This window comes from Tsuneonella sp. CC-YZS046, from assembly GCF_035581365.1.
Classification (GTDB): Bacteria; Pseudomonadota; Alphaproteobacteria; order Sphingomonadales; family Sphingomonadaceae; genus JAWKXU01.
In genome coordinates, this window is sequence record NZ_CP141590.1 from 1,567,299 (window position 1) to 1,581,677 (window position 14,379).

Annotated in this window: 10 protein-coding genes and 1 riboswitch; of the genes, 9 read left to right on the plus strand and 1 reads right to left on the minus strand. The window is 64.9% G+C overall.

The window, feature by feature from the left end; genetic code table 11:
* Nucleotides 1–1,878: a TonB-dependent receptor plug domain-containing protein gene (locus U8326_RS07695; RefSeq protein ID WP_324743380.1), complete on the minus strand. Its 1,878-nt coding sequence runs from the start codon at nt 1,876–1,878 to the stop codon at nt 1–3.
* Nucleotides 1,879–1,977: 99 nt separating this feature from the next.
* Nucleotides 1,978–2,166, minus strand: a riboswitch (cobalamin riboswitch).
* A 161-nt stretch (nt 2,167–2,327) separates the two neighbouring features.
* Between U8326_RS07695 and U8326_RS07700 the strand changes: the two genes are divergently transcribed.
* The 9 genes from U8326_RS07700 to U8326_RS07740 all read left to right on the plus strand — a co-directional run bounded on the left by U8326_RS07700 (nt 2,328) and on the right by U8326_RS07740 (nt 14,375).
* Nucleotides 2,328–3,434, plus strand: coding sequence for a cell wall hydrolase (locus tag U8326_RS07700; protein WP_324743381.1), 1,107 nt, complete (start codon nt 2,328–2,330; stop codon nt 3,432–3,434).
* Nucleotides 3,435–3,571: 137 nt separating this feature from the next.
* Entirely contained in the window at nt 3,572–3,904 is a 333-nt protein-coding gene (locus U8326_RS07705) for a hypothetical protein (RefSeq protein ID WP_324743382.1), read from the plus strand.
* 141 nt (nt 3,905–4,045) lie between these two features.
* Nucleotides 4,046–5,980 carry a putative bifunctional diguanylate cyclase/phosphodiesterase gene (locus U8326_RS07710; protein ID WP_324743383.1) on the plus strand — a complete coding sequence of 645 codons (1,935 nt, stop codon included), beginning with the start codon at nt 4,046–4,048 and terminating at the stop codon, nt 5,978–5,980.
* A 309-nt stretch (nt 5,981–6,289) separates the two neighbouring features.
* The gene (mdh, locus tag U8326_RS07715; protein WP_324743384.1) at nt 6,290–7,252 is read left to right on the plus strand and encodes a malate dehydrogenase; all 963 of its coding nucleotides are present in this window, start codon (nt 6,290–6,292) and stop codon (nt 7,250–7,252) included.
* A gap of 23 nt (nt 7,253–7,275) precedes the next feature.
* Complete coding sequence (gene sucD / locus U8326_RS07720; protein ID WP_324743387.1) at nt 7,276–8,166, plus strand: succinate--CoA ligase subunit alpha; 891 nt, start codon at nt 7,276–7,278, stop codon at nt 8,164–8,166.
* An 84-nt stretch (nt 8,167–8,250) separates the two neighbouring features.
* Nucleotides 8,251–11,091 (plus strand): 2-oxoglutarate dehydrogenase E1 component, encoded by a 2,841-nt coding sequence (locus tag U8326_RS07725; RefSeq protein WP_324743388.1) that lies wholly within the window; start codon nt 8,251–8,253, stop codon nt 11,089–11,091.
* Nucleotides 11,092–11,110: 19 nt separating this feature from the next.
* Nucleotides 11,111–12,340 carry a 2-oxoglutarate dehydrogenase complex dihydrolipoyllysine-residue succinyltransferase gene (gene odhB, locus U8326_RS07730; RefSeq protein WP_324743389.1) on the plus strand — a complete coding sequence of 410 codons (1,230 nt, stop codon included), beginning with the start codon at nt 11,111–11,113 and terminating at the stop codon, nt 12,338–12,340.
* Nucleotides 12,341–12,350: 10 nt separating this feature from the next.
* Entirely contained in the window at nt 12,351–13,754 is a 1,404-nt protein-coding gene (gene lpdA / locus U8326_RS07735) for a dihydrolipoyl dehydrogenase (RefSeq protein ID WP_324743391.1), read from the plus strand.
* Nucleotides 13,755–13,766: 12 nt separating this feature from the next.
* Nucleotides 13,767–14,375, plus strand: a complete 609-nt coding sequence (locus tag U8326_RS07740) for a trimeric intracellular cation channel family protein (RefSeq protein ID WP_416385523.1) — start codon at nt 13,767–13,769, stop codon at nt 14,373–14,375.
* Nucleotides 14,376–14,379: the final 4 nt, after the last annotated feature.

Here is a 14,379-nt window from a genome sequence, read left to right on the forward strand (position 1 = left end):
TCACATCTTCAGCCGCGCCCCGATATAGGCCGCACGCCCCTCGGTGTTGTAGCCGGATGCGATCACATAGCGTTCGTTCCAGACGTTCTCGACCCGGCCGAACAGCTCGACATTCTCGCTGACCGCGAAACTGGCCCGCACATCGCCAAGGGCATGGCTTTTCAGCCGGACGGTGTTCGCGGCATTGTCCCATGCCTTGCCCACGATCCGGATGTCGGCGCCGAGCGAAAGGCCGAAACCGCTCGTCCAGTCGATCGAGCCGGTGGCCATGTGCTTGGGCCTGCGCGCAAACTCATTGCCCTCGTTGATGTCGCCCGGCGTGCGGTTCTTCGTATCGGTGTAGCTGTAGACCAGCCCCGCGTAGAGGCCGGGAGCAATGGCAACGCCGCCCTCGACCTCGAAGCCTTCGGCCCGCGCCTTCGCCTGGTTGAAATAGAAGCCGAACGGCCGGGTATCGCAAAGCGGATCGGTGCCGGAGAAGCAGCTGAAGAAGTCGATCAGGTTGCGGGAATCCCGGCGGAACCCGGAGAGCGAGAAATACAGCGGATCGCCGCGCTGGCCGTAGGAGATGCCGGCGTCATAGCCCTTGCTCCGTTCCGGGGCGAGGCCCGGATTGCCGTATTGCGACAGCAGCTGATACAGCGTGGGGGCCTTGAAGCCTTCGCCATAGGAAGCGCGAATGCGCCAGTCCGGGGCAAATTCCAGCACGCCATTGGCCCCGAAGGTCCATTCGTCGCCGAATTCGGAATGATCGTCATAACGGACGCCCGCGGTCAGCGTCAGGGCCTGCCCGTAATAGCCGATCAGCGCATGGCCGCTGCTGGTTTCCGCCTTGCCGCTGTCGGGCGCGTTGGAAAAGCGGGTCCACTCGTGGTCGGCGCCGAAATCCAGCGCGAAATTGCCGGGCAGTTCCACCCGGCCCAGCAATTCGACCCGTTCGGAGCGGCCGTCGATGCTGTAGGGAAAGGACGGATCGTCCCCATCGCGCTGCGTGTCGGATAGGGCGAAACCCGCGTTCAGGGTCAGCCCGCCGGCCTGATAGAGCGCGCCGACCCGGCCGGACCAGACCCGCAGCTTCTCGGTCGCGTCGGTATCGGCGAAGGTATAATCCGGCGGCGGGAAGCCATCGAGATCGACCTTCCCTTCGACATAGCGGGCGCTGCCGGTCAAGGCGAGGGCGTCGGTGAGCTGATAGCTGGCCCGGCCCGCGATATTGTATTGGCGGTATCCATCGTCCTCGGCGCCGCCGGCCGCCGTGGAGAAACCCTGGGAATCGATGAAGCTGGCGGAAATCCCGGCCTCCAGCCGATCGTTCACCACCCCGGCGGCGGCAGTGGCCGTCACCTGCTCCTCCCCGCCATATTCGATGCTGGCGGAAACCCCGTTCTCCAGCCGGGTGGCGATGTTCATCACGCCGCCCATGGCCTGCGAGCCCCATACCACCGAGTTGGGGCCGCGCAGCAGTTCGATGCTCTCCACCGTCCCCGCCGCAAGCTGCGACACGTCGAATTCGCCATTGGCATTGGCCGGATCGTTGAGCCGCACCCCGTCCACCAGCACCAGGGTCTGCCCGGCGGATGCCCCGCGCACGCCCACCAGGGTGAGGCTGCCAAGCCCGCCATTGCGGGTGAAGGTGGTGCCGGGAAGACGGCGCAGGATACGGGTTATATCCGCACCCTGGACGGAAGCGATCTCATCCCTGCCGATGATCGTCACCGGCTGCCCGGTATGGTCGATCGACTGGGGCAGGCCGGTGGCCGTCACCGTGATATCGGGGCGGGAGGAAGTATCCGGAACGGCATCCGAGGGATGGTCCTGCGCCCATGCGGGCTGGGCCATGGAAAGGAATGTCCCGAGAAAATAGAGTGACTTGCGCATTGAACCTCCTGCCTTGAACGAAACGTCGTTCCTGGCGAGAGGCTGGCGCATGTCAGACGCCATCCCGGATCGCTGCCATCGGTACACCCCGCCCGGCGGCTTGAACGACCATCGACGGGCAGGTCTCCTGGCTCCCGGATCATCGCGCCGAGACAGCCTTCCCAACCCTGAGGCCAGTGGCATTGGAGGCAAGGCGCTCCCCGGTCACAGTTGCGGGGGCAGCGCAGGAATCAGGCCTGCTTCCCTCTTAGGCCCGCCGAAGCGGACACCCGTGACATGCCCCGGCCCATATGCGCGCCGGGCAGCCGGTGCAAGAGCCGCATCATTAAGGCTTTTCGAGAGAGCTGTGCCGCTTCGGCACGGATCGAAATTACGGAGTGCTTCCGCTTCCGTCCCGGATTACGCGCCGAGGCGCGCCGTTCAGCGCAGATATGTATCCAGGGAATCGCGTGACAATTTCTGCTTCCATCCAAGACGAACGCCCCGGGGAATTTCGTGCCCGCTTCTCGCGGCGCGCGCGCCCTGCGGCCGCGCGCCAGCGGGTGAAGCATCGCGGCCGGCGTCTTGTCGCGCTGGCCGTGGCGGTGGCCGTCCCGGCCTTCGCCGCGCCGGGCGACTGGGCATTGCTGCAGGACGAAACCACCGCGGCGGCTGCCGCGATGCCCTTTGAAAAAGCCGGTGAAAGTTTCCCCGGCTCCGCCTTCTATTATCTGGCGGAAGATTCCCAGGCCCCGCTTCCGCAATTGCGCGATCCGCTGGCGCCCGGCGCGCATTGGGACAATGAAAATATCGACGCGCGCAGCCAGCAGGCAATCGCCGGCCCGGCCGCCATGCCGCTCGTCCCGCGCGGCACCGCCACCGATCAGGAGCGCGCCCTGCACTGCCTGACGCAGGCGATCTATTACGAAGCCGCCAGCGAATCCGACCCCGGGCAAAGAGCGGTGGCGCAGGTGGTGCTGAACCGCGTGGCCCATCCCGCCTATCCCGACACGGTCTGCGGCGTGGTGTATCAGGGCTCCACCCGCAAGACCGGCTGCCAGTTCACCTTCACCTGCGACGGCGCCCTGGCGCGGACTCCTTCCCGCTTCGGCTGGGATCGCGCGCGGGCCGTCGCGCAAGCCGCCCTTTCCGGTTCGGTCTATGCGCCGATCGGGCTGGCGACCCATTACCACACCATCGCCGTCCATCCCTACTGGGCCGACAGCCTGACCCAGGTGGGCATCATCGGGGCGCATATCTTCTACCGCTTCGGCGGCGCGGCGGGCCGGCCCGCCGCATTCCGCAACGTCTATTTCGGCGCCGAACCCGCGGCATCCGCATTGCTGCGCCCTGACGCTGCCGATGTGCCCGCTCCCGATCCGGCCGCATTTGCGCAGGCCGCATCCACCGCCGTCGTATCCAGGGAAAGCATTTCCAATCAATCCATTGCGCCGGACTATACAGAAGCAGTCCGAAGCCGTGGCGGCGAGAATCTCTACGCCGGATCGAACCTGCCCACTGCCGGAAGCGTCCGGCCCGAATATGCGCGCAGCGGCGAATGGATCGTAAAGCCGTGAATCACTGGGTGCCGGAGCTGCTCGCGGGAACAGGGTTAACGCCAGAGGCGGTTTTCGAAACCAAGACTCCAAAGAAAGGATTAGCCAAGCCCCGCTACACTGGCGCTCCCCACGGTATACCCGAAAACGGAGCCCCAATGACGATTCATTTCGCCGCGGCGCGGAACAGCAGGTTCATGCCCTCCACCCGGTTCGCCGCCAGAGCGGCGTTCTCGATTGCGGCGAATGACAATCATCCGGATGAGAACGCCGAGCAGCTGCTGCACACCGCCTTGCGCTATTTCGCGCGGCACGGGCTCGGCGCGGCCAAGCAGGCGCGGGACGAAGCGAAGGAAGCCTTCTTTTCCAACGATCGCCAATCCTATGACCGCTGGATGTCGATCTGCCGGACCCTGGACAAATGCGTTGCCCGCCAGCTGGCCCGGGAAGTGATCGAAGGCGGCCTGGGCGACGGCAACGGCCGGGGCTGAACGGCATCGCATTCGCCGGCCTCGGGCCCATCCAGTCCGGCATATCACCATCGTCGCCGTTAGCGCGCTCTTAACCAATCGGTGACGCTTTCCCGGTAAATGCTCCCTGGGAACTCTCTCAGGAGCAGACCTATTCAAAGGTTGCGGCGCATATTCAATGGCCTGAACGGCACGGACGCGATCGACGATCGGGTCCGGCGCCTGATGGTGGATACGCTCTATTCGCAGCCGCGCAGCCTCGTGATCGGCGCGATCTGCGGGATTTCGACCAGCGGCATCGGCGCCTATGTCAGCAACGATCCCTGGCTCATCTACGGCTGCGTCGCGCTCACGATCATCGCGATCGCGCGCGTCACCAACGCGCTCTGGCTGGCGCGCAACCGCAACGAACAGAATGCCAGGCGGCTCGAACAGCTCTACGAAGTGGGCGCGTTCAGCTACGCCCTCACCGTCGGCGTGCTCGCGGCGTTCGCGATCGCGCGGCATGTCGAAGTCGAGATCCTGATCCTGCTGGTGGCGAACGCGATCATCTATGGCGTGGGCATTTCCGCGCGCAATGCGGGCCGGCCCTTCATCGCCATCGGGCAATTGTTCCTTTCGCTGATTCCGCTGATCTCGCTCGCCAGCTTCAATGCCCTGATCGACCTCAACCTCGCCTATCTGGCCCTCGCCGTGGCGCTGGTACTGGTGCTGCCGGCAATGATGGAGATCACCGCGAATGTGAACGACGCGCTGAGGAAGTCCGTGGCCGAGGCGGAAACCAGCGCGCGGCTCGCCGAGCGAATGCAGGTCCTTGCCCGGACCGACATCGTCACGGGGCTGGCCAACCGGGCCGGCCTCAATTACGAGCTAGCCGAGAAATTCATGACTCTGCCCGACGATCACCGGCTGGCGCTGCTGTGGATCGACCTCGACCGCTTCAAGGAAGTCAACGACACCCTCGGCCATCCCGTGGGCGACAAGCTGCTGGCGGAGGTCGCCAGGCGGCTTCGCAACTCGGTTCCGCAGGACGCGACCGTCGCGCGCTTCGGCGGCGACGAATTCATCGTCGCCTGCGACCTGAATACCAGGCTGGAGTGCGAGGAACTGGCCGGACGGATTCTCGACGAGATCACGCGCCCCTTCCGGATCGATGGAGATCGCCTGGAGATCGGCGCATCCATGGGCATCGCCGTGCTGCCCGAAGACGGCGCCGACGTAGATACATTGATGCAGAGCGCCGACCTGGCGCTGTATCACGCCAAGGTCAGCGGCAGGCGGCAGGCCAGCTTCTTCACGGCATCCATGACTCGCGACCTGGTTCGCCGCCGCGAGATCGAGGCGGAGCTGCGCGGCGCGATCCAGCGCAACGAATTGTCGGTCTTCTTCCAGCCGATCGTCGATCTGGAAACCGGCCGCATTCGGACCTTCGAGGCGCTGGTGCGCTGGTTCCACCCGGAAAAGGGAGAGCTTCGCCCGGACGAATTCATTCCGGTGGCGGAGGAAACCGGCCTCATCATCACGCTGGGCAACTGGATCACCGGCCAGGCGGCGCGCGCCTGCGCGCAGTGGCCCGAGGACGTCACGGTGGCCGTCAATCTTTCGCCGCTGCAGATCAAGGCGCCCGGCGCGGCCCTGGGCATCCTCAATGCGCTCAAGGATGCGCGGCTCGACCCGAGGCGGCTGGAGCTGGAAGTCACCGAAAGTCTGTTCCTGGACGACGACAGCCACACGACCCAGTTCATGGAAGAGCTGTCCTCGATCGGCATCCGCTTCGCGCTGGACGATTTCGGCACCGGCTTCTCGTCTCTGGGCTATATCAACAAGCTGCCCTTCAAGAAGATCAAGGTCGACCGCAGCTTCGTGTCCGGCGCCAATGTCGGGCGCAAGAGCGACGCCATCCTCCGGGCCGTCGCCGGGATGGGCTCCACCCTCGAACTCGACATCGTCGCCGAGGGGCTCGAGACGATCGAGCAGGTCCGCGCGGTCCGCAATGCGGGATGCACCCTCGGCCAGGGCTATTACTTCAGCCGCGCCGTTCCGGACTACCTTGCCTCGATGCTGCTGGTGAAGGAGCGGGAGAAGGACGCCGCGTGACCCGGCCGACCCGGCGCCGCTCGCGGGATATTCCTTTCCGTCGCCGGCAGCTTTATGCGTAGCCGCAACACAGGAAAATTGCCCGTTCCCGCCCGCCCACAGGCCCGGAAAAAGGGTTTTCCCACGCCCTTATAGATATTGCGAACCATTATCTTAAAATAGTTGGAAACCTCTTGCTTTGGCGGTTGCAATCGGGTCCGGGCGAGCCTAGGGCAACCCCGTCCATCGGCGCCTTCCCCACTGCGGGACGTGGGGTTGTGCCATTTGCCAGCCGCCAGCTCCCGCAAAAGGGAAGGAATTCGTCGACTTATGGCTCGCAAGAAGATTGCCCTCATCGGCGCCGGCAACATCGGCGGCACCTTGGCCCACCTCGCGGCGCAGAAGGAACTGGGTGACATCGTCCTGTTCGACGTGGTCGAAGGCGTTCCTCAGGGCAAGGCGCTCGACCTGTCGCAATGCGGCCCGATCGAAGGCTTCGACGCCAACATCACCGGCACCAACGATTACAAGGACATCGCGGGCGCGGACGTCATCATCGTCACCGCCGGCGTGGCCCGCAAGCCGGGCATGAGCCGCGACGATCTGCTCGGCATCAACCTCAAGGTGATGAAGTCGGTAGGCGAAGGCATCAAGGAAAATGCCCCGGACGCCTTCGTGATCTGCATCACCAACCCGCTGGACGCGATGGTCTGGGCGCTGCGCGAATTCTCCGGCCTGCCCCACAACAAGGTCGTCGGCATGGCCGGCGTGCTCGATTCCGCCCGCTTCTCGACCTTCCTCGCCTGGGAATTCGGCGTCTCGATCCGCGACGTGAACACCTTCGTGCTGGGCGGCCATGGCGACACCATGGTTCCCGTGGTGCGCTATTCCACCGTCAACGGCATCCCTGTGCCCGATCTCATCAAGATGGGCCTCTCCACCCAGGAGAAGATCGACGCCATCGTGCAGCGCACCCGTTCGGGCGGCGGCGAGATCGTGGGCCTGCTGAAGACCGGCTCGGCGTTCTATGCACCGGCCACATCCGGCATCGCCATGGCCGAAGCCTATCTGAACGACCAGAAGCGCATCCTGCCCTGCGCCGCCTATGTCGACGGCCCCTATGGCGTCGACGGGCTTTATGTCGGCGTGCCGGTGCAGATCGGCGCCAATGGCGTGGAAAAGGTCATCGAGATCGAACTGGACGATGCCGACAAGGCCGGCCTCCAGGTTTCGGTCGACGCGGTCAAGGAACTGCTCGACGCCTGCAAGGGCATCGACGGCTCGCTGGCCTGATCCCCCCGTCCCAGGAGTTTTCCATGTCCATTCTCGTCGACAAGAACACCAAAGTCATCACCCAGGGGATGACCGGCGCCACCGGCACCTTCCACACCGAACAGGCGCTCGCCTACGGCACCAGGATGGTTGGGGGTGTGACTCCCGGCAAGGGCGGCACCACCCATATCGGCCTGCCCAACTTCAACACCGTTGCCGAAGCCAAGGCTGCGACCGGCGCCACCGCCAGCTGCATCTACGTTCCGCCGCCATTCGCCGCGGATTCGATCCTGGAAGCGATCGACGCGGAGATGGAACTGATCGTCGCCATCACCGAAGGCATCCCTGTGCTGGACATGATCCGCGTGAAGCGCGCGCTTTCCGGTTCCAAGTCGCGCCTGATCGGCCCGAACTGCCCCGGCGTGCTGACGCCCGAGGAATGCAAGATCGGCATCATGCCCGGCTCCATCTTCAAGAAGGGCTCGGTCGGCGTCGTCAGCCGTTCCGGCACCCTGACTTATGAAGCCGTGTTCCAGACCACCAACATCGGCCTGGGCCAGACCACGGCCGTGGGCATCGGCGGCGACCCCGTCAACGGCACCAACTTCATCGACGTGCTGGAGCTTTTCCTGGCCGATGACGACACCAAGTCGATCATCATGATCGGCGAAATCGGTGGCTCGGCCGAAGAGGAAGCCGCGCAATTCCTCAAGGATGAGGCGAAGCGCGGCCGCAAGAAGCCGATGGTGGGCTTCATTGCCGGCCGCACCGCTCCTCCGGGCCGCCGCATGGGCCATGCCGGCGCCATCGTGTCCGGCGGCCAGGGCGGCGCCGAGGACAAGATCGCGGCGATGGAAGAGGCAGGCATCCGCGTGTCCCCCAGCCCCAGCGAACTGGGCACCACACTGGATGCGCTGCTGAAGGAAATCGCCTGACCGGGCATGGCCGGCGCTCCGCAAGGGCGCCGGCCGCCGGTCGGGAATGGGAATGCGAATAGCCGGTGATTGAAGGTGACCCCGATGGGTAACGAATTGCACGATTTTCTTCCCGACCAGGCACAGGACGGCCCGCAACCCGGCCCAAGCTGGCAGAACCCGCGCTGGCCGCTGAGCGAAACCTCCGCGGGCGACGACCTCACCCCCGCGCTCGACCCCACCGCAATCGCCGCCACCATCCGCAAGGCATCGGCCAAGGCCGGCGCGCCGCTGGATGATGCCGCGATCGAGACGGCGGCCGCGGATTCGATCCGCGCCATGATGCTGATCCGGACCTATCGGGTGCGGGGCCATCTGGCCGCGGATCTCGATCCGCTGGGCCTCAGCCATCGCGAACTGCCCGCCGACCTGACCCCTGAATATAACGGATTTTCAGACGAGGCGCTCGACCGCAAGGTCTATCTCGGCGGAAGCCTGGGCCTGCAATGGACCACCGTGCGCGAGCTGGTCGAAATCCTGCGCGCGAATTATTGCGGCAAGGTCGGCCTGGAATACATGCACATCTCGGATGTGGACGAACGGCGCTTCCTGCAGGACCGCATGGAAGGCGCGGACAAGTCGATCGACTTCACCGCCATCGGCAAGAAGGCGATCCTGTCCGCCGTGATCCGTGGCGAGGAATATGAGAAATTCCTCGGCAAGAAATATGTCGGCACCAAGCGCTTCGGCCTGGACGGCGGCGAATCCATGATTCCCGCGCTGGAAGCCGTCATCAAATACGGCGGCCAGTATGGAGTGCGCGAGATCGTCTACGGCATGGCCCATCGCGGCCGCCTCAACGTGCTCGCCAATGTGATGGCCAAGCCCTACCGGGTCATCTTCCACGAATTTTCGGGCGGCTCCGCCAATCCGGACGATGTCGGCGGCTCGGGCGACGTGAAGTATCACCTCGGCACCAGCACCGACCGCGAGTTCGACGGCATCAAGGTGCATATGAGCCTGGTGCCCAACCCCTCCCACCTCGAAACGGTGGACCCGGTGGTGCTGGGCAAGGTGCGCGCGCAGCAGGCGTTCCGCGAGGATCTGGGCAAGCACGAGCAGGTGCTGCCCGTGCTCATCCATGGCGACGCGGCCTTCGCCGGCCAGGGCATCGTCTGGGAATGCCTCGGCTTCTCGGGCGTGCGCGGCTACAATACCGGCGGCTGCATCCACTTCGTCATCAACAACCAGATCGGCTTCACCACCAGCCCGCAATTCGCGCGCTCATCCCCCTATCCATCCGACGTCGCCAAGGGCATTCAGGCCCCGATCCTGCACGTCAATGGCGATGATCCGGAAGCCGTTACCTTCGCCTGCAAGCTGGCGATCGACTATCGCCAGACCTTCCGCCGCGACATCGTGATCGACATGTGGTGCTACCGCCGCTTCGGCCACAATGAAGGCGACGAGCCGAGCTTCACCCAGCCGCTGATGTATGAGCGAATCCGCCAGCATCCCCGGGTCAGCGAGATCTACGGGAACAGGCTGCTTGCCCAAGGCGTGATCGAGCCGGATTTCGCCGAAGCCTCCCGCGCGGAGTTCAACGATCTTCTCGAACAGGAGTTCGAGGCGGCCAAGAGCTACAAGCCCAATGCGGTGGACTGGTTCGCCGGGCGCTGGAGCGGGCTGCACAAGCCCGCCGATCCGGAAACGGCGCGGCGCAACGTCCACACCGGCATCGAGGAAAAGCTGTTCGAGAGCCTGGGCCGCACCTTGACCACGGTTCCCGAAGATCTCGAGATCCACAGGACATTGCGCCGCGTCATCGACGCCAAGCGCGCGATGTTCGAGAACGGCAAGGATTTCGACTGGGCGACGGCGGAAGCGCTGGCGTTCGGCTCGCTGCTGTCGGAAGGCTACAATGTCCGCCTGTCGGGGCAGGATTCCGGGCGCGGCACCTTCAGCCAGCGCCATGCCGTGTGGATCGACCAGAAGGACGAGCGCAAGTTCATCCCGCTGTGCACGCTCCCGCACGGCCGGTTCGAAGTCTACGACAGCCCGCTTTCGGAATATGGCGTGCTGGGCTTCGAATATGGCTATGCGCTGGCGGACCCGAAATCGCTGGTATGCTGGGAAGCGCAATTCGGCGACTTCGCCAATGGCGCGCAGATCGTGATCGACCAGTATATCGCGGCCGGCGAGGCCAAATGGCTGCGCGCCAACGGCCTCGTGCTGCTGCTGCCGCATGGCTACGAAGGCCAGGGGCCAGAACATAGCTCGGCTCGCCTGGAGCGCTTCCTGCAGCTTTGCGCGAACGACAATATCCAGGTCTGCAACATCACTCTTCCGGCCAACTACTTCCACGTTCTGCGCCGGCAGATGCTTCGCCCGTTCCGCAAGCCGCTGGTCATCATGACGCCGAAATCCCTTCTGCGTCACCCCATGGCCCGGTCGGAAACGCAGGAATTCCTGGGCGAAAGCCACTTCCGCCGGATCGTGTCCGATACGAGGGAGATCGACGACCGGGATGTCCGGCGCCTTGTGCTGTGTTCGGGCAAGGTCGCCTACGATCTTATCGAAGCGCGCGACAATGCCGATCTCAAGGATATTTCGATCATCCGGCTGGAGCAGCTCTACCCGTTCCCGGGTGAACCGCTTGCCCAGCGCCTCGCGCGGATGACCAATCTGGAAGAAGTGGTATGGTGCCAGGAGGAACCGCGCAACAACGGCGCCTGGTTCTTCGTGGAAAGCCAGATCGAGCAGGCGCTGGCCGTTGCGAACGGCAAGGTGGCGCGCCCTCGCTATTCGGGACGCGCGCCATCGGCTTCGCCGGCCACCGGCTTCGCGACCCGTCATGCCCACGAACAGGCGGCCCTGGTCGCCGATGCCCTCGGCCTTTCCGTGCGCGGTGAAATCCGCCGCAAGGAAGCCAAGAACAAGCGCTGATCCTCAAAGGTAATCGCAAATGTCCAGCGAAGTAAAAGTCCCCACGCTCGGTGAATCGGTCACAGAGGCCACGATCGGCGAATGGCTCAAGAAGCCAGGCGAGGCAGTCGCTCTCGACGAGCCTGTCGCCAGCCTGGAAACGGACAAGGTGGCGGTGGAAGTTCCCGCTCCGGTCGCCGGGGTCATGGGCGAATACAGGTTCGCGGTGGGCGACACCGTGGAAGTGGGCACGATCATCGCCATGATCGAGGATGGGATTCCCGCCGCCGGCGCGGAGCCGGTGACGGAGCGGACCCAGCCGCCGATCGAACCCGCTTCCCGCTCGATGCCCCCGGCCGCTGCCGAAGCATCGGATTCCGCCACCACCCTCTCCCCCGCGGTTCGCCGCGCCGTGCTGGAGCATGGCATCGATCCTTCGGTCGTGAAGGGAACGGGCAAGGATGGCCGCCTGACCAAGGAAGACGTGCTGGCCGCCGCCCAGGCCAAGAAATCGGACGACGCGCCGGCAACCGTCGCGGCTGAAAGCCCGGCTGCGGCCCAGGGCAGCGGACGGGGCGAGGAACGGGTCAAGATGACCCGGCTGCGGCAGACCATCGCCAAGCGGCTCAAGAGCGCGCAGGATACCGCCGCGCTGCTGACCACCTTCAACGATGTCGACATGTCGGCGGTGATCGCCGCCCGCAATCAGTACAAGGACCTGTTCGAGAAGAAGCATGGGGTGAGGCTGGGCTTCATGGGCTTCTTCGCCAAGGCGGCCTGCCTCGCCTTGAAGGACATCCCCGCCGTCAATGCCCAGATCGACGGCGAAGAGATTGTCTATCACAACTATGTGGACATCTCCGTCGCCGTTTCGGCGCCCAACGGCCTGGTCGTTCCGGTGGTGCGGGATGCGGACAAGCTGTCTTTCGCGGGCATCGAGAAGGCGATCGCCGAATATGGCGCCAAGGCCCGCGAGGGAACCCTGACGATGGAAGACATGAAGGGCGGCACCTTCACCATCTCCAATGGCGGGGTGTTCGGTTCGCTGATGTCCACGCCGATCATCAACCCGCCGCAATCCGCCGTGCTCGGCCTTCACCGTATCGAGGACCGCCCGGTGGTGGTGGGTGGAGAGATCGTCATCCGGCCGATGATGTATCTCGCGCTCAGCTATGACCATCGCCTGATCGACGGCCGCGAGGCGGTCACCGCGCTGAAGATCATCAAGGATGCGATCGAGGATCCGACGCGCCTGCTGATCGATCTCTGAGGAGTTGGGAATGGCTGACTACGATTACGACGTCCTCGTCATCGGCGCCGGTCCGGGCGGCTATGTCGCGGCGATCCGCGCGGCGCAGCTTGGGCTGAAGACGGCCTGCGCGGAAAGCCGCGAGACTTTGGGCGGCACCTGCCTCAACGTCGGCTGCATTCCCTCGAAAGCCCTGCTGCATGGCTCCGAATTGTTCGAGGAAGCGGCCCATGGCACGCTGGCCAAGTTCGGCGTCAGGACAGGCAAGGTCGAGCTGGATCTCGGCACGCTCCAGGGCGAGAAGGCGACCGCGGTCAAGGAACTGACCGGCGGCATCGAATATCTGTTCAAGAAGAACAAGGTCACCTGGCTCAAGGGCAAGGCCGCGTTCAAGGACGCGCATAGCGTGGATGTGGCGGGCGAAACGGTGACGGCGAAGAATATCGTCATCGCCACCGGCTCTTCCGTCACTCCCCTGCCGGGCGTGGAAGTGGACAACGCCAAGGGGATCGTCGTCGATTCCACCGGCGCGCTGGCTCTGGACCGGGTGCCGAACCATCTCGTCGTCATCGGCGGCGGGGTGATCGGCCTGGAACTCGGCTCGGTCTGGCGCAGGCTCGGCGCGAAGGTCACGGTGGTCGAATACCTCGACCAGCTCCTGCCCGGGATGGACGGCGAAATCCGCAAGGAAGCAGGCAAGCTGTTCAAGAAGCAGGGCCTGGAACTCAGGCTTTCGACCAAGGTCACCGGCGCAGCCGTGAAGGGCAAGATAGCCACGCTGACCATCGAACCGGCTGCCGGCGGCGACGCGGAAACGCTGGAAGCCGATTGCGTGCTGGTGGCGATCGGCCGCCGTCCGAACACCGAAGGGCTGGGCCTGGAAGCGATCGGACTGGAAACCAATCAGCGCGGCCAGATCGAAACCGATCATGATTTCCGCACGCGGGTGGATGGCGTGTGGGCCATCGGCGACGTGATTCCCGGCCCGATGCTGGCGCACAAGGCGGAAGACGAAGGCATCGCCGTGGCCGAGAATATCGCCGGCCAGCACGGCATCGTGAACCATGCCGTGATCCCCAGCGTGGTCTATACCATGCCGGAGATCGCCGGTGTCGGCCTGACCGAGGAAGCCGCGAAGGAAGCCGGCCACGCAATCAAGGTCGGCAAGTTCCCGATGGCGGCCAACAGCCGCGCCAAGACCAATCGCGATACCGAAGGATTGGTGAAGGTGATCGCCGATGCCGAAACCGACCGCGTGCTGGGCGTGTGGTGCATCGCCTCCCTTGCGGGAACGATGATCGCCCAGGCGGCCCAGGCGATGGAATTCGGCGCCCTGTCCGAAGACATCGCCTATACCTGCCATGCCCATCCGACGCATTCCGAAGCGATCAAGGAAGCGGCGATGGCGGTGCGGGGCAAGCCCATCCATATCTGAGGGATCGGGCCGGTGGCTCCGACCGTTCTTCCACCCGTTCTCGATCTCGCCGGCACAGCGGTGTTCGCACTGTCGGGCGCCTTGCTGGCGGCGCGCCTGCGCCAGAGCTTCGTGACGATGAGCTTCTTCGCGCTCTCCTCGGGCGTGGGCGGCGGCTCGGTGCGCGATGCCATGATCGGCGTGCCCGTCTTCTGGCTGCACGATCCTTACATCGCGCCGGTGATCTTCGCGGTGGTGCTGGTGGCCTGGTTCACGCCGCATCGCTGGTGGGAAGGCCGTTTGCTCGAATGGGCGGACGCCGCCGGAATGGCGGCCTTTTCCGTGCTCGGCACGGCCAAGGCGCTCGCCTATGGAGTGGCCCCCTTCCCCGCCATCATCATGGGCGTGTTCACCGGCTGCATCGGCGGGGTCATCCGCGATGTGCTGGCGGGACTGCCATCGATCATCATGCGCCCGGAACTCTACGTCACAGCCGCCGCCCTTGCTGCAGCCCTGTGCGCGACCGGCACCCTGCTCGCATTGCCGGACGGCATCGTCTGGTCGGTGGCCGCCGCCGCCGGCTTTGCCTTGCGCGGGGCGGCGCTGATCTGGAAGATCGAGCTGCCGCCCTATTCGCGCTGAGTTT

What these genes read in the sequence shown, in the direction of transcription:
- lpdA (WP_324743391.1), top strand. Translation starts at nt 12,351, where the DNA reads ATGGCTGACTACGATTACGACGTCCTCGTCATCGGCGCCGGTCCGGGC.
- U8326_RS07705 (WP_324743382.1), top strand. Translation starts at nt 3,572, where the DNA reads ATGACGATTCATTTCGCCGCGGCGCGGAACAGCAGGTTCATGCCCTCC.
- mdh (WP_324743384.1), top strand. Translation starts at nt 6,290, where the DNA reads ATGGCTCGCAAGAAGATTGCCCTCATCGGCGCCGGCAACATCGGCGGC.
- U8326_RS07695 (WP_324743380.1), bottom strand. Translation starts at nt 1,878, where the DNA reads ATGCGCAAGTCACTCTATTTTCTCGGGACATTCCTTTCCATGGCCCAG.
- sucD (WP_324743387.1), top strand. Translation starts at nt 7,276, where the DNA reads ATGTCCATTCTCGTCGACAAGAACACCAAAGTCATCACCCAGGGGATG.
- U8326_RS07725 (WP_324743388.1), top strand. Translation starts at nt 8,251, where the DNA reads ATGGGTAACGAATTGCACGATTTTCTTCCCGACCAGGCACAGGACGGC.
- odhB (WP_324743389.1), top strand. Translation starts at nt 11,111, where the DNA reads ATGTCCAGCGAAGTAAAAGTCCCCACGCTCGGTGAATCGGTCACAGAG.